Annotated in this window: 21 protein-coding genes, 1 rRNA gene and 2 pseudogenes; 11 read left to right on the top strand and 13 right to left on the bottom strand. The window is 59.5% G+C overall.

Annotated features, from left to right (window positions below; translation table 11 throughout):
* Positions 1–89 precede the first annotated feature (89 nt).
* Positions 90–1907: a gamma-glutamyltransferase gene (gene ggt / locus BMS17_RS16690; protein ID WP_046030125.1), complete on the top strand. Its 1818-nt coding sequence runs from the start codon at positions 90–92 to the stop codon at positions 1905–1907.
* Positions 1908–2013: 106 nt separating this feature from the next.
* Here ggt and BMS17_RS16685 read toward each other — a convergent pair whose 3' ends face one another.
* Together BMS17_RS16685 and ddlA are read right to left on the bottom strand one after the other, a co-directional pair.
* Positions 2014–2442, bottom strand: coding sequence for a molybdopterin-binding protein (locus BMS17_RS16685; RefSeq protein ID WP_046030123.1), 429 nt, complete (start codon positions 2440–2442; stop codon positions 2014–2016).
* Between the two features lie 135 nt (positions 2443–2577).
* On the bottom strand, positions 2578–3672 hold the full coding sequence (gene ddlA, locus BMS17_RS16680; RefSeq protein ID WP_046030122.1) for a D-alanine--D-alanine ligase: 1095 nt from the start codon (positions 3670–3672) through the stop codon (positions 2578–2580).
* A 165-nt stretch (positions 3673–3837) separates the two neighbouring features.
* Here ddlA and BMS17_RS16675 point away from each other — a divergent pair, with 165 nt between their 5' ends.
* Positions 3838–4650 (top strand): AraC family transcriptional regulator, encoded by an 813-nt coding sequence (locus tag BMS17_RS16675; protein ID WP_046030121.1) that lies wholly within the window; start codon positions 3838–3840, stop codon positions 4648–4650.
* A gap of 76 nt (positions 4651–4726) precedes the next feature.
* Positions 4727–5095, top strand: a complete 369-nt coding sequence (locus BMS17_RS16670) for a cupin domain-containing protein (protein ID WP_046030120.1) — start codon at positions 4727–4729, stop codon at positions 5093–5095.
* Positions 5096–5106: 11 nt separating this feature from the next.
* On the opposite strand, the gene BMS17_RS16665 is transcribed toward BMS17_RS16670, so the two are convergent.
* The 4 genes and pseudogenes from BMS17_RS16665 to BMS17_RS16655 all read right to left on the bottom strand — a co-directional run bounded on the left by BMS17_RS16665 (position 5107) and on the right by BMS17_RS16655 (position 8513).
* Positions 5107–5703 (bottom strand): flavin reductase family protein, encoded by a 597-nt coding sequence (locus BMS17_RS16665; protein WP_046030119.1) that lies wholly within the window; start codon positions 5701–5703, stop codon positions 5107–5109.
* Positions 5704–5754: 51 nt separating this feature from the next.
* A pseudogene (locus tag BMS17_RS30950) lies at positions 5755–6192 on the bottom strand (methyl-accepting chemotaxis protein); the annotation flags it as partial.
* 102 nt (positions 6193–6294) lie between these two features.
* Positions 6295–6981 (bottom strand): annotated as a pseudogene (locus tag BMS17_RS30945) (PAS domain-containing protein); the annotation flags it as partial.
* A gap of 218 nt (positions 6982–7199) precedes the next feature.
* Positions 7200–8513, bottom strand: a complete 1314-nt coding sequence (locus BMS17_RS16655) for an MFS transporter (protein WP_077431262.1) — start codon at positions 8511–8513, stop codon at positions 7200–7202.
* Positions 8514–8715: 202 nt separating this feature from the next.
* Here BMS17_RS16655 and BMS17_RS16650 point away from each other — a divergent pair, with 202 nt between their 5' ends.
* The 4 genes from BMS17_RS16650 to BMS17_RS16635 all read left to right on the top strand — a co-directional run bounded on the left by BMS17_RS16650 (position 8716) and on the right by BMS17_RS16635 (position 12730).
* Positions 8716–10134 carry a short-chain fatty acid transporter gene (locus tag BMS17_RS16650; protein WP_046030114.1) on the top strand — a complete coding sequence of 473 codons (1419 nt, stop codon included), beginning with the start codon at positions 8716–8718 and terminating at the stop codon, positions 10132–10134.
* A gap of 215 nt (positions 10135–10349) precedes the next feature.
* Positions 10350–10670, top strand: a complete 321-nt coding sequence (locus tag BMS17_RS16645) for a hypothetical protein (protein ID WP_046030112.1) — start codon at positions 10350–10352, stop codon at positions 10668–10670.
* A gap of 185 nt (positions 10671–10855) precedes the next feature.
* Positions 10856–12028 (top strand): hypothetical protein, encoded by a 1173-nt coding sequence (locus BMS17_RS16640; protein ID WP_046030111.1) that lies wholly within the window; start codon positions 10856–10858, stop codon positions 12026–12028.
* A 180-nt stretch (positions 12029–12208) separates the two neighbouring features.
* Positions 12209–12730 (top strand): SET domain-containing protein-lysine N-methyltransferase, encoded by a 522-nt coding sequence (locus BMS17_RS16635; protein WP_046030110.1) that lies wholly within the window; start codon positions 12209–12211, stop codon positions 12728–12730.
* A gap of 18 nt (positions 12731–12748) precedes the next feature.
* Here BMS17_RS16635 and can read toward each other — a convergent pair whose 3' ends face one another.
* The gene (gene can, locus BMS17_RS16630) at positions 12749–13393 is read right to left on the bottom strand and encodes a carbonate dehydratase (RefSeq protein WP_046030109.1); all 645 of its coding nucleotides are present in this window, start codon (positions 13391–13393) and stop codon (positions 12749–12751) included.
* A 167-nt stretch (positions 13394–13560) separates the two neighbouring features.
* Between can and BMS17_RS16625 the strand changes: the two genes are divergently transcribed.
* Entirely contained in the window at positions 13561–13965 is a 405-nt protein-coding gene (locus tag BMS17_RS16625) for a hypothetical protein (RefSeq protein ID WP_046030108.1), read from the top strand.
* A 43-nt stretch (positions 13966–14008) separates the two neighbouring features.
* On the opposite strand, the gene rimI is transcribed toward BMS17_RS16625, so the two are convergent.
* Positions 14009–14461: a ribosomal protein S18-alanine N-acetyltransferase gene (gene rimI, locus BMS17_RS16620; protein WP_046030107.1), complete on the bottom strand. Its 453-nt coding sequence runs from the start codon at positions 14459–14461 to the stop codon at positions 14009–14011.
* Complete coding sequence (locus BMS17_RS16615) at positions 14454–15194, bottom strand: hypothetical protein (RefSeq protein ID WP_046030104.1); 741 nt, start codon at positions 15192–15194, stop codon at positions 14454–14456. Before BMS17_RS16615 ends, rimI begins: the two co-directional genes overlap by 8 nt.
* A 207-nt stretch (positions 15195–15401) precedes the next feature.
* Between BMS17_RS16615 and mksB the strand changes: the two genes are divergently transcribed.
* The 3 genes from mksB to mksF are packed head-to-tail and all read left to right on the top strand — an operon-like array spanning position 15402 to position 20204.
* Positions 15402–16676 (top strand): Mks condensin complex protein MksB, encoded by a 1275-nt coding sequence (gene mksB / locus BMS17_RS16610; protein ID WP_046030232.1) that lies wholly within the window; start codon positions 15402–15404, stop codon positions 16674–16676.
* Positions 16666–17367 (top strand): Mks condensin complex protein MksE, encoded by a 702-nt coding sequence (gene mksE / locus BMS17_RS16605; protein ID WP_046030094.1) that lies wholly within the window; start codon positions 16666–16668, stop codon positions 17365–17367. Before mksB ends, mksE begins: the two co-directional genes overlap by 11 nt.
* On the top strand, positions 17364–20204 hold the full coding sequence (gene mksF, locus BMS17_RS16600; RefSeq protein ID WP_077431260.1) for an Mks condensin complex protein MksF: 2841 nt from the start codon (positions 17364–17366) through the stop codon (positions 20202–20204). The genes mksE and mksF overlap by 4 nt, the downstream gene beginning before the upstream one ends.
* Positions 20205–20275: 71 nt before the next feature.
* Here the strand turns inward: mksF and BMS17_RS16595 are convergent, their stop codons facing one another.
* The 4 genes from BMS17_RS16595 to rrf form a co-directional block, all read right to left on the bottom strand.
* A complete protein-coding gene (locus BMS17_RS16595) occupies positions 20276–22579 on the bottom strand; it encodes an intermembrane transport protein PqiB (protein WP_077431259.1) in 2304 nt (767 codons plus the stop codon).
* Positions 22572–23195, bottom strand: a complete 624-nt coding sequence (locus tag BMS17_RS16590; RefSeq protein WP_046030089.1) for a paraquat-inducible protein A — start codon at positions 23193–23195, stop codon at positions 22572–22574. The genes BMS17_RS16595 and BMS17_RS16590 overlap by 8 nt, the downstream gene beginning before the upstream one ends.
* Positions 23182–23841 (bottom strand): paraquat-inducible protein A, encoded by a 660-nt coding sequence (locus BMS17_RS16585; protein ID WP_046030087.1) that lies wholly within the window; start codon positions 23839–23841, stop codon positions 23182–23184. Before BMS17_RS16585 ends, BMS17_RS16590 begins: the two co-directional genes overlap by 14 nt.
* A gap of 147 nt (positions 23842–23988) precedes the next feature.
* Positions 23989–24104, bottom strand: a 5S ribosomal RNA gene (gene rrf, locus BMS17_RS16580).
* Positions 24105–24201: the final 97 nt, after the last annotated feature.

Here is a 24201-nt window from a genome sequence, read left to right as displayed (position 1 = left end):
AATGCAGCTTTACTGTAGGCCTTGGTTTGCGCCATGCCGAGTCGGCCGATAAAGTCCCGGTAACTTTCCCACGGACGGAGTGCCCCAACATGTTCTCAACCCTTCGCCTTTCAACCCTTTCGTTGATCGCCGCCGCGTTAACCCTCGCTGCTTGTCATTCTCCGCCCTCCTCGACCTTGCCTGTCGCTCCGGAAGTCGCCTCTGGCTATCGCACCGACCTGCAAACCCGCCACGCGTCCAGACACATGGCAGCAGCGGCTAATCCACTGGCGGCTGAAGCCGGCCGGGAGATGCTGCGCCAGGGTGGTTCGGCAATTGATGCTGCGATTGCGATGCAAGCGGTGTTGACGCTGGTCGAGCCGCAATCCTCCGGCATTGGTGGCGGCGCGTTGATCGTGCTCTGGGATGGCAAGGCGGTGCGCACCTTCGACGGTCGCGAAACCGCACCGCACGACGCCACCGAGAAGCTTTTCCTACAGACCGACGGCACCCCGATGGCGTTTACCCAGGCGCAGATCGGGGGGCGCTCGGTGGGGACGCCGGGCGTGTTGCGGGCGCTTGAATTGGCCCATCGCAAGCACGGTCGCCTGCCGTGGGCGAAGCTGTTCGAGCCGGCCATCAAACTCGCGGAGCAAGGCTTCGCCATCTCGCCGCGCCTTCATCAACTGATCGCTTCGGATGCGTCCATGCGCAGTTCGCCAGACATGGTGGCCTACTTTATGAACGCGGATGGCAGCCCGAAAGCTGCCGGCACGCTGTTGAAGAATCCGGCACTGGCCGCGATGCTGAAACGCATTGCCAAGGAAGGGCCTAACGCGTTGTACACAGGCGCTGTCGCGCAAGAGATCGTCGCCAAGGTTCAGGGCCACGCTAACCCCGGCAGCCTGTCGCTGAACGATCTGCAAGGCTACAAGGCCAAGGAACGTGTGCCTCTGTGCACCGACTACAAACGCTGGCAGATTTGCGGCATGCCGCCGCCATCGTCCGGCGGGATCGCCGTGGCGCAGATCCTCGGCACCTTGCAGGCTCTGGAAAACCGCGACCCACGCTTTGCCCTCGCGCCGCTAAAACCAGTCAAGACTGACAAACCGGCAGGCACCGAACCCGCCCCCGAAGCCGTGCATCTGATCTCGGAAGCCGAGCGCCTGGCCTACGCCGACCGCGCACAGTACGTCGCCGACACCGACTTCGTGCCCGTGCCGGTCAAAGGGCTGGTGGACCCAACTTATCTGGCCAGCCGCGCCGCCCTGATCGGTGACCACAGCATGGGCACGGCCAAACCCGGCACCCCGCCAGGCATTCAAGTCGCCTATGCACCGGACCGTTCACCGCTACGCATTTCCACCTCACAAGTGGTGGCAGTGGATGACGAAGGCGGCGCCGTATCCATGACCACCACCATTGAATCGGCCTTTGGCTCGCACGTGATGGTCCAGGGATTCCTGCTCAACAACGAGATGACCGACTTCTCGTTCATCCCCGAAGAAAACGGGCAAAAAGTTGCCAACCGAGTCGAGCCCGGCAAACGCCCGCGCTCCTCCATGGCGCCGACCCTGATCTTCGATCGTCAGAGCGGTGAATTCCTCGCCACCCTCGGCTCTCCCGGCGGCTCGCAAATTATCGAGTACGTCACCAAAACCACCCTCGGCCTGCTCGACTGGAACCTCGACCCACAAGCCGCCATCAACCTGCCCAACTTCGGCAGCCGTAACGGCCCGACCGAACTGGAACGGGGGCAGTTCAGCGCGACGTTGATTCAGGCGCTGAAGGACAAGGGGCACAGCGTGAGTGAGATCGACATGACCAGCGGCACCCAGGCGATTGTCCGGGTGAAGGATCCACAGGGGAATGCGTCGCTGGCCGGAGGGGCCGATCCTCGGCGTGAGGGGGAAGCGCTGGGGGATTGATTCGTACGCGGGAATGAACAAGGGCTTACCGGGAGGTAGGCCCTTTTTTACAGGTTTCACATTTTGATCGGTTGTCGCGTATAGACATTTCCTACACGCAAACGCTTCAGGCCGGCACACCCAAAATAATATGCGACGCCTTGATCACCGCCGTCGCACTCACACCCGGAGCCAGGCCCAGCTCTGCAACCGCTTCACGGGTGACGATTGAATAAACCTCGCTGCCGCCATCGAGCTTGATCACCACTTCGGCATTCACCGCGCCATCGGTGACATTGGTGACGATGCCTTCCAGGCAGTTACGCGCCGAGAGGCGAATGTCGCTCGACTCGGTCATCAGCATGACCCACGGCGCCTTCACCAGCGCGACCGCTTCCTTGCCGACCGCCAGGCCCAGGCTCTTCACGCTCGCCATGGTCACCACGGCGACCAGTTCGTTGCCGCCCGGGAGTGTCAACGAGACTTCGGCGTTGACCGCGCCCGGCTGCAGTTGACTGATGGTGCCTTTGAATACGTTACGCGCGCTGACTTTCACGTTTTGTCTCCATGAATGGAAATTATTGTATACAAATTAACCTATCATTCCGGATAACGTTGTGTGACGCAACGACGCACTCGGCTACATCCACGCTTCAAACCCGGGATTCAGTACGACGCTGGAATAAACAGCTTAGCGCGTGATCTTCAAAACCTGCCGCCGCTGGTGCTTTTCCAGCGCCAGATCGATCAAACGGCTGACCAGTTCGCTGTAGGTCATGCCGGTGGCCTGCCAGAGCTTGGGGTACATGCTGATTCGGGTGAAGCCAGGTAACGAGTTGATCTCGTTGATCAGTACTTCGCCGCTGTCGGTGAGGAACACATCGACCCGCGCCAGCCCGGAGCAACCCAGCACCTGGAACGCTTCCACGGCCAACGCCCGGATGCGTTCGCTGGCCTCCACGCTGATGTCTGCCGGCACCACGACCTGCGCCGCCTGGTCATCGATGTATTTGCTGTCGTAGGAATAGAAGCCGCTGCTCACAACGATTTCACCACACCCGCTGGCGATAGCGTCTTCGTTGCCAAGCACTGCACACTCGATCTCACGGCCTTTGACGGCGGATTCGATCAGGACTTTTTCATCGAAACCCAGGGCCAGCTCCACAGCCGCTTCGTACTCGGTTGCGTCGTTGACCTTGCTCACGCCCACGGACGAACCCTGGTTCGCCGGTTTGACGAACAACGGCAGGCCGAGCTTGCCCTGCACCTCGGCGAACCCGGTACGCGCCGCCGTGGCGCGGGTCAGGGTGAGGAACGGCGTGACCGCCAACCCGGCGTCACGCAGCAGGCGTTTGCTGATGTCCTTGTCCATGCACACCGCCGAGCCCAGCACGTCGGAACCGACAAAGGGCAAGTCGGCCATGCGCAACAGGCCCTGCAGGCAACCGTCTTCACCCAGGGTGCCGTGGACAATCGGGAAGATCACATCGACGTGGCCCAGCAGTTCCTGGCTGGAGGTTTCCACCAATTGCTGGCTGGCTTTTCCCGGCACCACCGCCAGTTCACGATTGGACTGATTGAGGGCGATCAGCGCCGGGTTTTCCTGATTGAGCAGGAAGTTCGAAGGGTCGTTGAGGTGCCAGTGGCCTTGCTTGTCGATGCCGATCAGCACCGGCTCGAAGCGCGAGCGGTCCAGTGCATCGACAATGTTCTTCGCCGATTGCAGCGACACTTCGTGCTCCGCCGAACGACCGCCAAAAATAATGCCTACCCGCAGTTTACTCATTCAAGACACCTCAACGATTGGCCACCCACTGTGTACCGGACAGCAGAGGGAACCATGCAACATTTGCCTACGGTTTTCTACCCGACGGACGCGTTTTATCGGTGGGAAGACAGAGGGTCAACCACTGGGTTAACGTGTTCTTCATCGCGCTCAAGACACAACACCATGACCAAGCAGACGCTCCCCATCGACTGGTTCCACCGCGCGCCCGACGTCGGCGGGCTGCAGCGTTTCGAAGCGTTTTTTTCCGGCCACGGCTACGACCTTCATCGTCACGACACCTACGCCATCGGCCGAACCCTGGCCGGCGTGCAGAGTTTTCAGTACCGAGGAGGATGGCGCCATAGCCTGCCGGGCGGGACCCTGGTGTTGCACCCGGACGAAGTCCACGATGGCGAGGCCGGCACCGAGGCCGGTTTCAAATACCGAATGATGTACATCGAACCGGCACTGATCCAGCAGATGCTCGGCGGTCAGCCGCTGCCGTTCATCAAGACCGGACTATCGACGGACCCTCGCCTGTTCGCCGCCACCGATGTGCTGCTGCGAAGCCTCGATTGCCCGCTCGACCCGTTGGAAGAACAGGACGCGCTGTACGATCTGGCGCAAGCCCTGAGCAGCGTTTCGGGAGCGACCGGCGTCCCGCGCCAATCCTTCGATTACGTGGCCGCCGAACGTGCGCGGGAGTTCATCCACAGCGCACTCGATCGCACTGTGACCCTGGAGGAACTGGCGCACCACAGCGGTCGTGATCGGTGGAGCCTGTCACGCGACTTTCGCCTTCTGTTTGGCACCAGCCCCTATCGATACCTGACGATGCGACGCCTGGATCTGGTCCGCTCGCTGCTGATCCAGGGCCAGCCACTGGTCAGTGCCGCGCTGATTGCCGGCTTCACCGACCAGAGCCACATGACCCGGCAATTCAGCAAAACCTACGGCCTGTCGCCGGCTCGCTGGATGAAAATGCACCGTCGCTGAGCCTCGCACAATCGTACAAGAAGCTGACCGATACGCGGGTTATCGTGGGTTCACGATCAACCTGGAGAACCGCTTCATGAGCGCTTACAAAAGCCTGAACTTCGCTGAAAAAATCGCCCGGATCGACGCACACTGGGCGCCTCGGGTCATCGCCGAAATGAACGACTATCAGTTCAAGGTAGTAAAGCTGCTAGGGGATTTCATCTGGCACGATCACCTGGAAACCGACGAAACCTTCATCGTCATCGAAGGGCAGTTGCGCCTCGACTTTCGCGATGGCCACGTGCTGGTGAACGCCGGCGAAATGTTTGTGGTGCCCAAGGGCGTCGAGCACAAACCGTCGGCCGATCAGGAAGTAAAGTTGCTGCTGATCGAGCCCAAGGGTGTGCTGAACACCGGCAGCGAAGGTGGCGAACGGACCGCATTGAATGACGTCTGGGTGTGAACCTGGCGGGTTTACGCCAGGGTCTTGCCGTCCACCGGGTCGCCGATTGTCAAGAAATGCCCGCCTGCCACATGGTGCAGGGTGCGCAATGCATCCTGCCCTTCGAAGTGCCAGCGTCCGTCGCTGAATACCCGCTCATCGGCCTGAGCGGCAATCACCTCAGCCAGGAACAGATCGTACTGCTGATGATTGTTGGGCTCCGGCAGCAGTCGACATTCCAGCCATGCAACGCAGCCTTCGAGCATCGGCGCGTCAATCAATTCGCCACTGAAAGTTTGCAAGCCATAAGTCTGAAACTTGTCCTGGCCTTGGCCTTGGGTCAATTCCAGGCCTGATGTCGAACCAACGGTCTGCGTGATATCGGCTTGAGCCGCGCAAGGAACGTTCAGCACGAACGTCCCCGAGGCCTCGAGCAGTTGCCGGGTCCAGGTGGATTTATCCAGCACCACGGCAATTTTCGGCGGTTCGAAATCCAGCGGCATGGCCCAGGCGGCGGCCATGATGTTGCGCTGACCGTCATGGGCTGCGCTCACCAGTACGGTGGGCCCGTGATTGAGCAAACGGTAAGCCTTGGGCAAAGGAACCGGCCGGCGGTGGGAAGCGCTCATGGTGTCTGCTCCTGAAAAGAGCCGATTGTAGCGATTTCCACCGCGCTGGCATCAAGTCGTGAGCTGATTGGCAAACTGCCCGACCGCGTTCACCACTTTCTGCGCACCGTCCTGAATCTCGACGATCACTGTGCCCGCCTCCGCCGCCAGCGCCAGGCCTTGTTCGGCCTGGAGCTTGCCGTCGGTCATCAGGGCCACGGCATTGCGCGCCATCTCCTGGTTCTGACGCACGACACCGACAATCTCATCGGTGGCCTGGCTGGTGCGAGAGGCCAACTGTCGAACCTCGTCCGCGACCACGGCAAACCCTCGGCCCTGTTCGCCAGCCCGAGCCGCCTCGATGGCCGCGTTGAGCGCCAGCAGGTTGGTCTGTTCAGCGATGCCGCTGATGGTTTTGACGATGGTGCCGATCACCAGCGATTGCTCATTCAAGGCTTCGATGCCATCGCCCGCGGTTTGCATGTGCTTCGCCAGGTCGCGCATCACATCCACCGCCTGAGTCACCACGGCCGTGCCGCGCTGGGCGCTCTGGTCGGTCTGCTGAGAGGTGCTGTAGGCGATGTTCGCCGCTTGCGCCACGGCGTTTTCCTGATTGACCTGATCGGTAATCACAGTGGCGAACTTCACCACTTTGTAGAGCTTGTTATTGGCGTCGACCACCGGGTTGTAAGAGGCCTCCAGCCAGACCATACGCCCATGGCTGTCGAAGCGTTTGAAACGGCCGGCGACAAACTCACCGGCGTTCAGGCGGCGCCAGAAATCCTGGTATTCAGTGCTGTTGAATTCCTGCGGATCACAGAACGTGCGGTGATGTTTACCTTTGATTTGCGCCAGGCTGTAACCCATGCCGCTGAGGAACCGATCATTGGCTGTCAGCACGTTGCCGTCCAGATCGAACTCGATGACTGCCGTTGAACGCACCAGCGCGCCGATCAGGTTCTCGTGCTCGCGAGACGCTTCGATGGTGCGCGTCAGGTCGCTGGAGTAAAGCGAGAAGTGTTTGATCCGGCCATCCGCCGAGCGCACCGGCTGAAAAATCGAACGCAACCACGCTTCCCGGCCATTGCCACGCAGCAAGCGAACGGCCCCGGCGAAATGTTCGCCGCGGGACAGCGCGCTTTGAAAGCGGCGGTGGAACTCATCGGACTTCACATGCACGGGGACGATGTCTTCGATGTGCCGGCCAACCAGGTCGGCGCTCTTGTAGAGCATTTCGCCGATGAAGTTCTGGTTGGCCGACTGAATCCGCCCTTGAGGATCAAGGGTCAGGACCAGCATCTCGCTTTCCAGGCTGTCCTTCACTTGCTGAAGGCTGGAGAGTTCTTCGCGAAGAGCCGACAGCTCCTGCTTCAAGCGTTTGTTGAACATGGGAAGGTACCGATAGGCAGGAAATAGAGCGGGATGCAGCCTAGCCATCGGCCTTGTGGGTGTTTTCTGAAGAGTGCCTCAGGGTTGTCCTACAAAAATAATTGCAACGCGAGGGATCTACCCTGCGATTACATCGCGCCAGCCGCTGCGCATTGGCCGGCTCTGGGCATCCGCGCACCAAAATACGCCGCGCTGCCGACGCCTACGGCCCCCATGACCGAACAGAACATCACGCAAATCCATGGGCTCCACGGCATCAGGCCGATCAGCAACAACGGTGTGATACTCGCCCACGCGGCGTAGGCAATGTTGTAGGTGAAGGAAATTCCCGAAACGCGAACCCGCGCCGGGAACAGGCTGACCATCACCGACGGCACCGCACCGACCACGCCGCAACTCAGCCCGGCAATCGTATACGCCAGACCGATCCAGTTGCCGCCAGTAATCAGGCAGGTATAGAGCACGCCAATACCCAGCGGCAACAACAGGCTATAAAACATAACCGTGCGCCAGGCGCCGATGCGATCGACCAGCCAACCGGCGAGCACGCAGCCGATATTGAGGAACACGATGCCCAATGCACTCAAGGCGAAGGTGTGGCTGGCGGTCATGCCGAAGGTCTTTTGCATCATGGTCGGCGTGATGACCACGAAGACCACCACCGCTGAGGTCAGCACGCAGGTGAGGATCATCGCCGGCAACATCGCCAGGCGATGTTCGCGCAAGACCGTGCGCAGCGGCAGTTCGACGGCGGCATCGCGCTGGGCCTGCATCGCCATGAACACCGGGGTTTCATTCAGCCAGCGGCGCAGCCAGACGCCAATCACGCCGAACACACCGCCCAACAGGAACGGATAACGCCAGGCGTAATCAAGGATTTCGGCCGGGGTGAACGCTTGCGCCAGAAAGGTCGCCGTCAGGGCGCCGATCAAGTAGCCAAAGGTCAATCCCGCCTGCAGGAAACCGAGCGCATAACCGCGATGCCCGGCCGGCGCGTGCTCGGCGACAAACACCCAGGCACTCGGCACTTCCCCGCCCACCGCCGCGCCTTGCAAAACGCGCAGGGCCAACAGCAGTAGCGGCGCGAAATATCCGATTTGCGCGTAGGTCGGCATGATCCCGATCAGCAGGCACGGCAGCGCCATCATCAGAATGCTTAGGCTGAAGACCTTCTTGCGACCCAGTCGGTCGGCGAAATGCGCCATCAGAATCCCGCCCAACGGCCGCGCCAGATAGCCGGTGACGAAGATGCCGAAACTTTGCAGCAGGCGCAGCCATTCGGGCATTTCTGGCGGGAAAAACAGTTGGCTAAGGGTCAGGGCGAAAAACACGAAGATGATGAAATCGTAGATTTCCAGCGCACCGCCCAGGGCCGCAAGGCCGAGGGTCTTGTAGTCCGAACGGGTAAAAGGCGTCGGGCGCGAAGGGGTGTTGGCGGTCATGAAAAAGAACTCTGCAACCGGTAAAAAACCAAGGCGCCCATGGTCTACGCAAACGCTTCCACGGACAAGCCGTTAGACCATAGTCCTGTTTAGGTGAAACCTGGTCACAAAACAGCAACGGTTGTTTTACTGTTGGCATCTGTCTAGACGGGCCTCAATGGCCCGAAAGACCACAATAAACATAACAATTCGAGGTTTTCCCGTGGCTGCTGCTATCGAAGATACCCGCTCCGCCCGTTTTGCCCTGCGCTGCTCAAGTTTTGCCGAGCGCTGGTTCCCCGACTCTTGGGTATTTGCCGCGCTGGCGGTGATCATCGTCGCCGTGGCCACGCTGTTCATGGGCGCCAAACCGACTGATGCCGCCATGGCGTTCGGCGACGGCTTCTGGAGCCTGATTCCATTCACCATGCAGATGGCGTTCGTGGTCATTGGCGGCTATGTGGTCGCCAGTTCGCCGCCGGCGGTGAAACTGATCAACCGTCTGGCCCGTCTTCCGAAAAACGGTCGCTCGGCCGTGGCTTGGGTGGCGTTGATTTCCATGGTCGCTTCGCTATTGAACTGGGGTCTGTCGCTGGTGTTTGGCGGCTTGCTGGTGCGCGCCCTCGCCCGCCGTACCGATCTGAAAATGGATTACCGTGCCGCCGGCGCTGCCGTCTATCTGGGTCTTGGTGCGGTGTGGGCCTTGGGCCTGTCGTCCTCCGCTGCACAACTTCAAGCCAACCCGGCCAGCCTGCCGCCGTCTATCCTGGCGATCACCGGAGTCATTCCCTTCACCCAAACGATCTTTTTGTGGCAGTCCGGTGTAATGCTGCTGGCGCTGATCGTGGTCTCGCTGATCGTTGCCTACGCCACCGCACCAGGCCCCAACACGGCCCGAGACGCCAAAGCCTGTGGCGTCGACCCGAGTTTCAATCTGCCGCCACTGCAACCACGCACTCGCCCCGGCGAATGGCTGGAATACAGCCCGCTGCTGACCCTCTTGCTGGTGCTGCTGGCAGCTGGCTGGCTGTTTCACGAGTTTTCGACCAAACCGTTGCTCAGTGCCATCTCCGGGCTGAACACCTACAACTTCCTGTTCCTGATGCTCGGCGCGCTGCTGCACTGGCGCCCGCGCAGCTTCCTCGATGCCGTGGCCCGCGCGGTGCCGACCACCACCGGCGTGCTGATCCAGTTCCCGCTGTACGGCTCGATCGCCGCCTTGATGACCACGGTCAAAGGCGCTGATGCCCAGACCTTGGCACACCACATCTCGACCTTCTTCGTCAGCATCGCCTCCCACGACACCTATGCGGTGCTGATGGGCGTGTACTCGGCGATTCTCGGCTTCTTCATCCCGTCCGGCGGCGGCAAGTGGATCATCGAAGCGCCATACGTCATGCAAGTGGCCACCGACCTCAACTACCACTTGGGCTGGGCCGTGCAGATCTACAACGCAGCCGAAGCCCTGCCGAACCTGATCAACCCGTTCTACATGCTGCCGCTGCTGGGCGTGCTCGGGTTGAAGGCACGGGACCTGATCGGGTTTTCGTTTGTGCAGTTGCTGGTGCACACGCCGCTGGTGCTGTTTCTGCTGTGGGCACTGGGCACGACGCTGACGTATACGGCGCCGGTGATGCCTTGATACATCAGTGATTGCACCTGCCTCGGGCAGGTGCAATCGGTTGACTCGCTTGGACATAACGCAAACAACACGACTTTTCCTACGTAAACACTCGATTGCGCCTGACATAAAACCCGGTCGGTTCCTATCTCCAATCTGAAAATCGCTGAGTAAACTTCGACAGCTCATACAATTTTCTAAAGTAAAAACAGTACTGACCAAGGATGAACAAGCACATGTCTTTAATATCGAAAACGCTGGAAGAGATGATTAATGAAATTTACCAGGACGGCAGGGTTTCAGTCGTTGAATACACAAAACTTCGTGATGACGCGGACCGCCGTATGGACGCAGTTGTCCGTGAGTTTGGCCAACACAACAATCTGACCGCCCTTCAAAAAGCGATGGATGTCGTGATGCAATTGATGCAAACGTCCATCATTGATGCAAAAAAAGCCAAGCTGACCGATACCGGAGAGGCCATCGTCAAGGATGCCGTATTGGCACAAGTCGAGTACTTGCGCGCAGGCACTCATCTGGCAGTGAAACTGTTGTAACGCCTGCGCTTTGCGTCCGACTCGGCACTTACCCCGGGCCGGACACCCTGTCGGGGAAATCCCGTAAATACGCAGCGCAATTCCTGCGCAAAAAATCAGGGAAGCCCATTGTTCTGTGTAACGTCGCTGATCCACTATGGCGTGCCCCCCCCCAATCAACGGGTCACGCTGAAAAGGATCTGAGCATGTTAAAACTCACAGGACTCACCCTGGCGGCCCTCACCCTGAGTGCCGCCGTCCATGCCGATGTCGATCTGAAGCTGGGCAGCACCGAACGCGTCACCCGGCTGTTCGCCTACCCCAACAACTGCAATGTGATCTGCTTTCGCAACTGGACGCTCGAGCAGACCGTCGAGCACTACCTGACCCAAAGCGTGCAACGCGATGGTTATGGCGCGGCCAAAGTGCGGGTCAAAACCGATAACCATCAGCTCTACGCCGACATCAGCGGCGTACCAAAAGGCTACGAAAAACCACTGGCAGCGCTGCTCGACGCAGGCGATCTGGCGTACACCGGCGCCAGCAAGCTCAATGCGGATGGCAAATGGGCCTACAACTGGTACTTGTTCCTGCCGCTGGGCATGGCCCTGGAAAACCGTAAAAGTGTCGAACTGCTGCACTTCCCGCCGGATTACTCCCTGACACAAGCCCAGGATTACCTGCGTTCGGCGACCACTGATCGCTGGGCCACGCTGCTGACCGCCAACGGCATCCCCGCCGACCAGACGCCGGGCTATCAGACCATCATCGACATCGCGCCAATCGCCGCGCCGGCCAGTGCCGGCAAGGACCTGGAGGGTGTTTACGATTACTTCAAGGACTACCAGACCACCATGGTCAATGAAGTCAGCCTGAACGCCAAAGGCAAGGCGCTGCCAATGGTCGCCTTTGGCGCTCCGGTGCGTAACTGGCTCAAGCAGCAATATGGTCCGACCGTCAACGTGCTGGGGCTGGCCACGATCAGCCCGAAAGCCGGCGTGAAGGTGCCGGTGCTGGGGTCCAACCACCCGAGCTACATCTGGTACGCCGCCAACCCGGACAGCTATACCGGCGACGATGCCCAGGCCAAGGCCGATGCTGCGGGCCTGAAGGTCATGGGCCAGGACTTGAGTGCTGCGTGCTGGCAGGCCGGCATGGGCAGCAAACCGGGCAGCGACCCTGATGTTCAACTGAAAAGCTGCACACAAACCTGGCAAGTGACCGAGACGGAAAAAACCTGCGAGTTGTTCTACACCTCGATTCGCAATCTGACACCCGAACAAGCCGTGGCCCAGTGCGCGACAACGCCGATCAAATCCCAGCTCAAACTACTGCAGGCCCCGGCGCCTGCAATGGCGATACCGACGCCCCACCTTTAATGCAAAAACGCTTTCCCGCGTGCGTCATGGCTGATGCGGGAAAGCGCACTTTTCCCCTGTCAGTTCTGACAGTAGACCGAACGTTTCAATTGCGAGAGTCTTGAGACACACCCAAGTGTTGCAGGGGCCGGCAGGATCGTTGGCGTTGGACGTCGCAACACCCAACCGACAAGGATCGTTATGAAACCTCATTCCCTGAACGGAACGCGTGCACAACCACCGGACGGGATTTATCCCTTTGAAGAGTTACCCGTTCGTTTCGGGTTTCCCTCCTTCAAAGACTTCAGGATTATCCACGTCAATGAGTCAGCGACGGCCGTTGCGGCCTTGCGCGCATTCCCGCGAATCAGCCGGGTTTGCCGTGTCTCCGGGCATCTGCTGCCTTATCGCCAGCGCCATACCCGGCAGCTGTCGTCCGGCATTCACCTCTACGACCCACGCTTCTGCGGACTCTTGCGCCACTCGTGCGAGCCGAACATCTTTCTCGACATGAGTGAACTGTGGATCTGGGCGCTGAAGGACATTGCCCCCGGCGATATCCTGACGATGGATTACGCCAGCACCGAAGACAAACTGTTGCGACAATTTGCCTGCCGCTGCGGGTCGGCCGAGTGCCGCGAATGGATCACCGGCTACGACGAGCCACCGAATGCCGACGGTGAGTTGTTCTATCAGCATTTGCACCGACGGAGCCTCAGTTGACCCGAGGCTCGATCAGTCTTACAACGTTTCGACCGGGCGCAGGCGGTATTGCGGCGGCAATTGTTCAAACCCGCTGATGGTCGCGTTCAGGCTTTTCCAGCGACCGTCCTTGATGCCGTAGATGCAACCGTGGATCGACAGACTCTGCCCGCGATGCCAGGCGTTCTGCACAATGCTGGTATGCCCGACGTTGGCCACTTGCTGAATCACGTTGAGTTCGCAGAGACGGTCGACCCGCTCCTCCTCAGTCGCCAACTTGGCGAGCTCTTCGCGCTTTTCATAGTAAAGATCGCGAATCGAGCGCAGCCAGCCATCGATCAGGCCCAGCTGACGATCCTGCATCGAGGCGCGCACGCCACCGCAGCCGTAGTGACCGGTGACCAGGATGTGTTTGACCTTGAGGACGTCGACCGCGTACTGAATCACTGACAGGCAGTTGAGATCGGTGTGCAGTACCACGTTGGCCACATTGCGGTGGACGAACAGATCACCCGGCAACATGCCTACGATCTCGTTGGCCGGCACCCGTGCATCGGAACAGCCGATCCAGAGGAATTCCGGTGTCTGTTGGCGGGCCAGCTTGGCGAAGAAGTCAGGATCTTCTTTCTTGATCGCGTCAGCCCAACGCTCGTTGTTATCAATCAGATCTTGTAAGTCGTTCATACAAAGAAGCCTCGAGAATGGTGCGCAGCTTTGACAGACAACCGCCCGTCGGGGTCACGCGCGCAATGCGGATAGCCGCTGACATTTAAAACTGGCGTTCCATGCCGACGGAATTCTCGGCAGCCCGGTGGGTCCACCCTAGTAAGCCCACAGTATGAGCAATTGCCATGAATGATTCACGACGTCCGTTCGATGCGGTGCAGCCCGAGCCGATCGACGACAACGAAGACCGCATGGGTTCGATGCACGAACTGGATTTTGACGACGAAGAGACCAGCGCCAAAATCGGTGACGAACTGCCTCAAACCGAACGCGAACGGCTGATGTCCGCCGAGCGTGTGCGTACAGCCGGCATAACCGGTGCCTCGATCGATGACCACGAGCCTACCGATGACGACATGAGCCCCGAAACACTGATCCATGAGGATGGTGCGCGGGACGCGCATGAGGCGGGCGACGGTGATCAGGCAGATTGGGATTTGAGTATTGTCGATGAAGATGACATCGGCGGTGGGAACGGGTTGGACGAGGAGCAGATGGCGCAGCGCGATCCGATGGACGGTAAACGCTGATCTGCGGTGAGGGGGCTTGCTCCCTCGCCGCAATAGCTGTGACTCAGTCGACCAGCGTACAGGCCATGACCACCGCATCTTCGCGCCCCCCCACCGCCGGGTAGTAATCCCGGCGCCGGCCGATCTCGTTGAACCCGTACCGTTCATACAGGCGAAACGCCGACCGATTGCTGTCGCGAACTTCCAGGAAGCACTCCCGCGCCTCGGCCTTGTAGGCAATCGACATCAAGTGTTCAAGCAGCGTCAAACCCAGGCCGCGGCCCTGGTTTTCCGGCTTGACGGTGATGTTGAGCAGGTGCGCCTCATCAAGAATGATCTGCACCACGCCATGACCCACCTGCTGCTGCCCTTCGAACATCAGCCAGATCTGGTACTTGCCCAGGCCATCGAGGAATATCCCGCGTGTCCAGGGATGGCTATACGCCGCGTATTCGATTTTCAGTACAGCGTCCAGGTCCGCCTCGGTCATCGGGCGGAACGATACAGCGTCACTCATTTGATTCTTTCCAGCGCGCCATCAGCCGACGCATGGCTTGCCAGACATCAGCCTTACGCTGTGGCTCTTCCATTAATAATTCCAGACCCGGCAGGGCCCAGACCGAGCCCAGGCCTTCGACCTGGAGTTCACGGTTGAACGATTCGGCGTTCGCCTCACCGGCAAAACGCACCGCAGGCAGGCCGATCAGCCACACGCAGACGCATGGCGCGTCTTCGATGCGCGCCGAAAGAAAGCCTTGCACGAAGTCGCGAGCCGCTTCCGGGCCCTGATCCATGGTGCCGCGAGCCAGCAGCGGCCAGCGTACCGGCTCGCCGACGATCTGCGGGCTGTCCGGCAAACCGGCAGCGCGCAGCATGTCCTTGAGTAGCAGATAAGCGGGATCGCGGGTCTGGAACGTTTCGCCTGTGGGTAACTCCACCAGCAGCAGGCAACGACCGGCGCGCAGCAATTGCAGGGCGAAGCGCGGTGGCGGCACTTGTACCGCCTTGGCGACGACCGGAGCAGCCTCTTCTTCGACCTTGGCGTTGGTGCGCGTACTGGCCAACGATGGACGCGGCACCTCGATTTTCACCCGTTCGGCCGGTTTGACCAGCGGCTCCACAGGCGTTTCAGGCACTGGAGCCAGCACTACCGGGGCGACGACCAACGGCTCAGGCATCTCGAGCAGTTCGGGGCGCGAGGGCGCGGCAAAGGGCAATTCGGTGCGCGGTAGCCAGTTGACCACCTGCATGGCGGTCAAATAAGCGCGACGACGAGACTCGATAAGCAAAGGTCGGCCACTTGTGGATAACTAAAAGTGCGCTGATTCTACCGCCGTTCGCTCAAGATCGCCCGCGCTTGATCGATAGAAACCCGACAGTCTGTCCCGAGAGTGAATCGACACGCCCGCGATGCAGTACAATCGCGGCTTTTAATCGCCAACCAGCCGGCCATTCCGATGATCGAACCCAAGCGCGTCTTGCGCGCCCTCGCTGAACACTGGGCACTTCTGGAGCCACTGTGCGAGCACTTCGACCAAGGCACTCTGAGCCTCAACGAATTGCGTTCACAGTTGGCCGCCCAGCAACTCGACAGTACGCCGCAGGACATCACCAGCCTGCTGGACGTGTGGATCCGCCTCGATATTCTGGTTCCGGTGGCGAAAAGCCCGAACCGCTTCGAGCTCAATGCGCAGATCCACGACTTCCTCGCTTACCTGCGCCGTGAGCACCGTCTTGGCCTGTGCCTGGAAATCGAAGCCTACTTGCGTCACCTCGAACGCCTGGCCGGTTACATTCAGGACGCTTTCGACATTCGTGACGGCAACGATCTGGCGCGCCAGTTGCGCTTGCTCGATATGCGCGTACGCGACGTATTGAAGAAGCTCGACAACGACGAACAGGCGCTGGTGGCCGTGGCCGAAAGGGCCAAGACCAGCGACCGGCAGATTCCGTTGCGTCAGCGCTACGCCGAAGTCCTGGCGACCTGGGACGAATACGTCGAGCCGATGATCGACCTGGTGAACGCCGACGGCGCCTTCGAACAAGGTGTGCGCAAGGTCGAAACCGTCCTGCTCAAGATGCTCAGCGAGCAGCAGCGCCTTGGCCACCTGGTCGATGACGACATGCTGCTGCGTACCCACGCACGCATCCTCGAAATGCAGACCAGCGCCCAATTGACCCTGCGCCACGCCCGCGAGTTGCTGCTGCCGCTGCGTGAAGAAGCCCGCCGCCACAACGCCGTGACCCGTGGCGCTGCGCTGGCGCTGTCGATGATCCGTCGCAAGGGCATCGACGCCGTACCGCAAGCGGCGATGCCGATGTTCACCCGTCCGCAAAGCACCTTCCTTGGCAGCGCCAGTCAGGTTGAAGCCTACGTGTATGCGCTGGCCCGGTTCGAACCAAAACCGGCGCGTTTCCCCAAGGCCCACAAGACCCAGAAAGGCGAAGCACCGCGCGCACCACGTACCGTTCGCGAAATGCTCGAACGCTGCGAAGACGCCCTGCCGATGCCCGACTTGATGACTTGGCTGCTGGAGCAGGAACCGGACGGCGCGACCGACGAATTGCTTTATTGGTTCTCGCGCCTGTCGCGGGAAAAACGCTTCAAACGCGAGCGTCTGGAACGCCGCGAATACCACACTCATGAGCACCAGGTCAGCCTGCGCTCCTTCGCCCTGCTCTCGGCCAGCGACACCGCCGAGGATTCTGCGAGCACTCCCTATGCATCTTGATCTATCCGAACTGTCTCAGCTGGCGCCGATCTTTCGCGAGCTGTTCAAGGGCTACCACGTCAGCCGCCGCGACCCGGAGCTGTACGCGCAACTGTCGAATTTCCAGGACCAGTACCGCACGCTGTTCAAGGCATTGGGCTTTGAACTGGTATGCGACACCCGTGGTTTCTACTACTTCGTGCCGGACCTGGCCGCCGCGGCGGTGAACAAGACCGCGCAACGTCTGGCGCTGTTCACCTTCATCCTCGTCGAGCATCTGGCCGATCAGGGCCGTGACCCGGTCGCCGTGCTCGACGGCGGTAGCCTCGGTCGCGATGAACTGCCGTCGCTGCTGGAGAAGTACCGCGACCTGTTCATTCAGGCCGAGGTGCAGACTCAGGAAGAACTCGAAGAAAAAATCATGCGCCGCATGACTCAACTCGGTTTCGCCAGTGAAGAAAACGGCATCTACCGTTTCCTGCCGCCGATGCACCGCTTCCTTGATGTCTGCCTGTCGGTGCAGCAGGACCGTGACCTGGCGGCCAGCCTGCACAGCGTGTTGCCACTGCCGGTGCCGGTGCTGATCGATGACGACAGTGACGAAAAACTGTTGGAAACCGATGACCCGTTGGACCTCAGCGAATTCGAGGGTGAAAGCGAAGAAGACGCCATGGCCCGCGCCATTGCCGAAGAACAGGAGCTCGACGCATGAGCAAGGAACGCTACGGCATTCGCCGCTTTGCCCTTTTGAACACCGCCGGATACAGCCTCGGCCTGTTTCCGCTGGAGGAACCGCTGTCGGTTTACGGCGCGAACAACCTCGGTAAATCCGCCTCGATCAACGCCTTGCAGTTCCCGATTCTGGCGCGCATGTCGGACATGAGTTTCGGCAAGTACAGCCTGGAGCAATCCCGGCGTTTCTACTTCGCCTCGGACACCAGTTACATTCTCGTTGAAGTCTCCCTGCCCCACGGCCCGCACGTGATCGGCGTGGTCGGCCGCGGCCCGGGCGGTGGTTTCGGTCACCAATTCTTTGCCTACGCTGGCAAACTCGATCTGGCCCATTACCAGAAGAACGACACCTGCCTGCGCCAGAAAGAATTGTTCACCAACCTTGAACGCGAAGGCCTCAAAGCCTACGAGTTGAAGCCGGATGAGCTGCGTCGTTTGCTGGTCGGCGGTCACACGTCGACTCCACTCGACCTGACCTTGATCCCGCTGCGCTCCACCAGTGAACAGAGCCTGAAAACCTTCCGTGCGCTGTTCATCAACTTGCTGCACATGCGCGAAATTACGGCGGCGAAACTCAAGCAGCTGTTCCTCGATGCGTTCGAGCACAGCCTGCGTTCCGGCAGCGTCGATTACATCGCCGCGTGTGAAGAGGCGTTCCGCGATGTACGGCGCATGGAGCAGGATTACAACTCGCTGGTCACCGCCGGCCCGCTGGTTGAAGCCCTGGCCGCGGGCGTTGCCCAGCGCAATATTCTGCGTGGCAAGCTGCACCGTATCTCGCCGCTGCTCGATTCCCTGCTCGGCACTTGGTCGGACTACGCCAGTGCACGCAAGGAAGAGCTGACGATTCAGGCCGAGCATTACCGCAATGAACAAGACGCGCTGCAAAACGATCAGCGTGGCGGCACGCAAGAGCTGATGCGTCTGGAGCGGGAAATCACCGGGATCCAGCGCTGGCTCGGCGAGTTGTCGGTGCTCAAGCATCGCTTCGCCCTGGTCGATGACGTCAAGGTGCTGGAACAGCAACTGCTGGCGGCCAAGGACGCTCACGATGAACTGGCCGGTGCGCTGGCGCAGTCCCGTCAGTTCAGCGCCGAAGACCTCGAAGAGCGTCTGCGCGATCTGGAAAAACGCCTGAAGTCGGTCAAGCAGCAACTCGATCACGCCGACAACAACAGCTACGCCCGACTGCGCGAAGAGTTCTCGCAACAGGATGTCGAGCGCCTGATGCGCCTGTTCAACAGCGCACTGTTCAGCCTGCCGCTGGGCGAGCATGGGATTACGCTGGACGAGGACGGTCAGTGGGTCAAATCCATGGAGCTGATCCTCGACGGCTTCAAAGGCGAGCGCTTCGAAGTGCCGGGCCTGTCCATCGACATCTCGAACATCGAGCCGCCGGCGCTGCAAGCCCTGGCTGACCGTGCAGCGTTGCGCGATCAAAAAGAGCGTCTGGACAAAGAACTCAAGCAACTGAAGACCCAACAAGCCGTCGCCGCCGACCGCGCCGCGAGCAAGACCCAGACGGAAGCGCTGTACCAGCAAGTGCTGGATGCACAGAAAGCCCTGGAAGACTTCCGTCGCGCGCAAACCTTGAGCGCCGAAGAAGGCGACAAACTTGAGCAATTGGCGCAGATGGAAGCGGCGCAGGATGAATTGAAACGCTCCAGCGACGCCTTCACCGAGCGTGTCCAGCAACTGTCGGCCAAGCTGCAACTGGTCGGTCGTCAGATCGGCGACATGGAAGCCAAGCAACGCACCCTCGACGACGCCCTGCGTCGCCGTCAGTTGCTGCCGGCAGACTTGCCGTTCGGCACCCCGTTCATGGACCCGATCGACGACTCCATGGACAACCTGCTGCCGCTGCTCAATGACTATCAGGACAGCTGGCAGGGTTTGCTGCGCAGCGACGGTCAGATCGAAGCGCTGTACGCACAGGTCCGTCTCAAGGGCGTGGCCAAGTTCGACAGCGAAGACGATATGGAACGTCGCCTGCAACTGCTGATCAACGCCTACGCGCACCGCACCGACGAAGCCCTGACGCTGGGCAAGGCACGCCGGGCGGCGGTCACCGACATCGCCCGGACCCTGCGCAACATTCGCAGCGACTACGACAGCCTCGAACATCAACTGGCGCTGTTCAACCGCGAGATCAACAAGCGTCAGGTGTCCAACCTGCAAAGCTTCCGCATTGTGCTCGCGCCGAACAAGGAAGCGCTCAAGCACATCGACCAGATCATCCACAGTGCCGGCCAATACGAAGAAGGCGAAACCCTCTCCGTGTTCGACCTGAGCCAAAGCGCCGAGCAGGACAACAAGAACGAAGAAGCCAAGGAATATCTGGCACGGCTGGTGGCGGCCAACCACAACCAGCTCGGTCTCAAGGACTTGTTCGAACTCGCGTTCGAGATCACCAAGGTCAACGGCCAGCCGGTAATTCACACCGACATCGACGGCGCCGCCTCCAACGGCACCACGATGACCATCAAGGCGCTGACCAACATGTATTTGTTGCTGCACTTGATGGACCGCGACCAGGCCGGTCGCGTGCGTCTGCCGTACTACCTCGACGAGGCGGCGGACATCGACGAGAAAAACCAGGCAGCCTTGCTGGAAACCAGCCTGCAACTGGGCTTCGTGCCAATCCTGGCAAGCGTGAAGCCACAAGTGTGCGCCAGTGTCGCGATTGACCTGGAAGGTGGCAGCGGGCCGAACGGGATCTACATCGACGAGGCGGACTGGAAGTACATCCGTCGTCATGATGAAGTGAAGGCCAGCGTCGTTGTGCAAGCGGATGAGCCGGAGCTGGATGCGGTCTGAGTTAATCCGTTAGATACGGAAAAGGCCGCGATCCAATGGATCGCGGCCTTTTTTATGCCTGTTGCCTGAGCTTATTTGCCGAGGGGGATTTTCGGTGCCCAGGTCAGCCATTCGTCTTCGAACTTGTCGAACAGCGGGAACGTCTGACCAGGCCGCACCGCGCTGCCCATCCGGTCGCCGTCTGGCGTGGCAAAGGCGATGCCGCCCTGGATCATCGTTTCCAGGGATTCAGTACGCACCGTCGCGCCTTTGAACAAACCGAAGTCGAAACCAAATCCGCTGCTGTTCCAGAATCGCGTACCACTGCGCACCAGCGGCGCGTATTTCGGCTCAATCTGGATGTGCACCAACACGCGGTCTGCGGTCTGCCCAAGTTCGTAGCCCGTCACTTTGCCCACGGTGATTTCGCGGTACGTTACCGGCACGCCGGTTTTCAGCGAACCACGCCGAGCGGCGCTCAAGACCAGACTCAAGCCAGTCTCTGACTTGGCGGCTTCCGGCGGGTTGGCCAATGCGACGAAATTCTTCTGCGGGCCGAGGTTCTTCGGTGCGGGCTGTACTTCGATGTATTGACCAGTGACCAGGGTTTCGAGATTGGAGGTCTTGATCAGCCCTAACTCAGGTTTAACCACCCAGAACTGGGTGCCTACCCGAGCGATGCGTTCCGGCACTTCGGTGATCCGCGCGGTGAGCAACACCGATTGCAGGTCATCGCTGAGGTCAACGTCTTCAATCTTGCCGACATCCAGCCCTTTGAATCGCACAGGCGTACCGTCACGCAAACCGTCGGCGCGCTCGACCTTGATGGTGACCAGTGTGCCTTTCTGATTGGCTTCTTCATGGTTGGCGAACAAACGAAAACGCGGAATTTTCTTTTGCAGCGGCGCCTTGGCTTGCGGGGTTTCGAAGGCAATGCCGCCGGCCATCAGGCTTTGCAGCGACTCACTTTTAACCTGGATTCCGCCCGTCAATCCGCCCGAGAGTGTGATGCCGCTGGCATTCCAGAATCGCGTCGAGGCGTTGACCAGCCCTTCGTATTCCTTCTCGATGTGAACGCCAATCACCAATTGCTTCTTGGTTTTGGAGAATTGATAACTCTGAACGGAACCGACCTTGACCTGCTTGTAGAGAATCGGACTGCCGACCTCCAGTGAGCCCAGGCTCTCGGTAAACAACACCAGGTGCAGGCCCGGCGAACGCAAATCCAGCGGCGGCGCCTTGGGCCGCGCCACGTATTCACGTTGCGGCGCAGAGCCTTTGTCGCCAGGGCGCACGGCAATGTAGTTACCTTTGACCAGCGCTTCCAGACCGGTGATACCCGCCAGGGAAATCGATGGCTTGACCACCCAGAACTGAGTGCCGGTCACCAGATAATCTTCAGCCAACGGATCAAGGGTCAATTCGGCGGTGGCGCCGGACAGGTCCGGATCGATCTTCAGCGCTTTCAGGTTGCCGACCTGGATGCCTTTGTACATCACCGGCGTACGGCCAGCCTGCAATCCTTCGAAGTCGGTGAGTTTGACCTTGACCCGAATACCGGCGGCAGCGGCGTCAAAGTCTTCATAAAGACGGAACGGCAGGCTAGGATCGGTGGGCGGGCTGTCCTTACGGTTCTCCGGCGTGGCGAACGCGATACCACCGGCGACAATGCTGGCAAGCGACTCACTGCGAATCTTCACACCGGACAGGTTCGCGTCGATGCTAACGCCACTGGCGTTCCAGAAGCGCGTGTGTTTGCGCACCAGATTGGCGTAGGTGGGTTCGATGAAAACTTTGAGCTCGACCGTGCTCTGATCCTGCGAGAGCACGTAGCTTTTGATCTGGCCGACCTTGATCTGCTTGTAGAACACCGGGCTGCCACGGTTGAGCGAACCAAGTCGATCAGCCTTGATGGTCAGGTGCAAACCCGGCTTCGCGTCTGACAAGGGAGGCTCTTCAGCCAGCGCCTTGAATTTGCGAACAGGCTCGCCTTCACCCGGGCTGATCGCTACATAGTTACCAGAGACCAGCGTTTCCAGACCGGTGATCCCGGCCAGGGTCACGCTCGGTTTGACCAGCCAGAAGCGCGTGCTGGTCCTGAGGTATTGCTCGACATCCTTATTCATCTCGACGGTCGCGATCACCCCCTTGGAAGCGCCTTCGTCATCGAGCTTGAGGGCTTTGACCTTGCCGACCGACATCCCTTTGTAGACCACTTCAGTCTTGTTGGCCTGGATGCCTTCACCGCTTTCGAACCGCACCTGAATTTCGATTCCGGTCTCGTTGTAGGCACGCCACCCGAGCCAGCCACCGATGATCAACGCAATGAGGGGCAGAATCCAGATAGCCGACCAGTTCGAGGCCGGTCGGGTTTTTGCTGTAGGCAAATCAGTCATGGTCGTCGTCCGACTCCGTGTTATCCCAAATCAGTCGGGGATCGAAAGATACTGCGGCAAGCATCGTCAAAATCACCACGCTGGCGAAGGCGATGGCGCCAAGATTGGCTTCGATACTGGCAAGCCGTCCGAAATTAACGACCGCCACCAGGATGGCGATCACAAAGATATCCAGCATCGACCAGCGGCCGATGAACTCGATAAAGCGGTACATCCAGATTCGTTGGCGAGCCGAGAGTGGCTGGCGGCGCTGTATCGAAAACAGCAGCAAGCCGATGCCCACCAATTTGAACGTCGGCACTAGAATACTGGCAATGAACACCACTGCCGCGATGGGAAACATGCCGTAATGAACCAGATCAATCACGCCGGACATGATGGTGCTCGGGGCGCCCTTACCGAGTGAATTGATGGTCATAATCGGCAGCAGGTTGGCCGGAATGTAAAGAATCGCCGCGGTAATCAGCAGCGCCCAGGTGCGCACCAGGCTGTTCGGGCGACGGGCATGAACCAGCGCACCACAACGGGTGCAAACTTGCTCGTCGGTGTCAGCTTCCTGCTTGTTCAACTCATGGCATTCCGCACAAATCAGAATGCCTGCATCAATCGCCCGCATGGGCATCCTCTCCTGATAACGCCTGCCAGACCTGATGAGGCGACATCACCACCTCCAACCAGACCTGAATCAACAACAAACTGATAAAGCACACCAGGCCAAGACCTACGGTAATGGCCGCCATATCTGCCAGCTTTACGATCGCGACCAGTACGCCCATGAGGTAAACCTCGAGCATTCCCCAGTCCCGTAAATGGTGATAAATGCGATAGAGCAGCAAGCCGTAGCTGCGTCCGATATCAAAGCGAATGCTCAACAGCACGATTAATTGACAGAGCAGTTTGAGCAACGGAATGCCCATGCTGCACAGGAACACAATCACAGAAACGCTTTGCATACCCGTATCAAACAAGCCGACAACGCCGCTCCAGACAGTGTCCTGCGTCGATTGCCCGAGTAGATTGAGCTCCATGATGGGTAAAAAGTTCGCCGGCACATACAACAATAAAGCGGCGATGACCAAGGCGAGGCTGCGCTGCACGACGTTATGCCTATGTGCGTAGAGTTCATAACCACAACGCGGGCACAGCGCTTTCTCATCGTGAGCGAGTTCGGGTTTGCGCATCAGCAAATCGCACTCATGACACGCGACCAAATCGTTCAGCGGTAATTCTGACAGCCTGGTGGCGTCAACCGGATCTGACATAAAGACTCTGATTCCGAAAAAGTTGGTCCTATTCTAGAGGCATGAGTCGAAAATAACTGCGCCATTTTGTGCGTTAAGCAGGTGAGTACTTTTTCGAAGGCAAAACAAAACCCCAACTGCTTTCGCAATTGGGGTTTCGGAATTTAATCTTGACGATGACCTACTCTCACATGGGGAAACCCCACACTACCATCGGCGATGCATCGTTTCACTGCTGAGTTCGGGATGGGATCAGGTGGTTCCAATGCTCTATGGTCGTCAAGAAATTCGGGTACCGAATCGTGGCCAGCTGGCCGCGCTTCAGCAAATTGGGTATGCGATAGTTGGGTGTTTTGTGAGTATCTCGAACTTTCGGTTCGT

Origin of the sequence: Pseudomonas sp. C9 (assembly GCF_002000165.1) — a bacterium.
Classification (GTDB): Bacteria; Pseudomonadota; Gammaproteobacteria; order Pseudomonadales; family Pseudomonadaceae; genus Aquipseudomonas.
The sequence above is the reverse complement of the archived record's forward strand: the minus strand, read 5'-3'. Positions and strand labels throughout refer to the sequence as shown.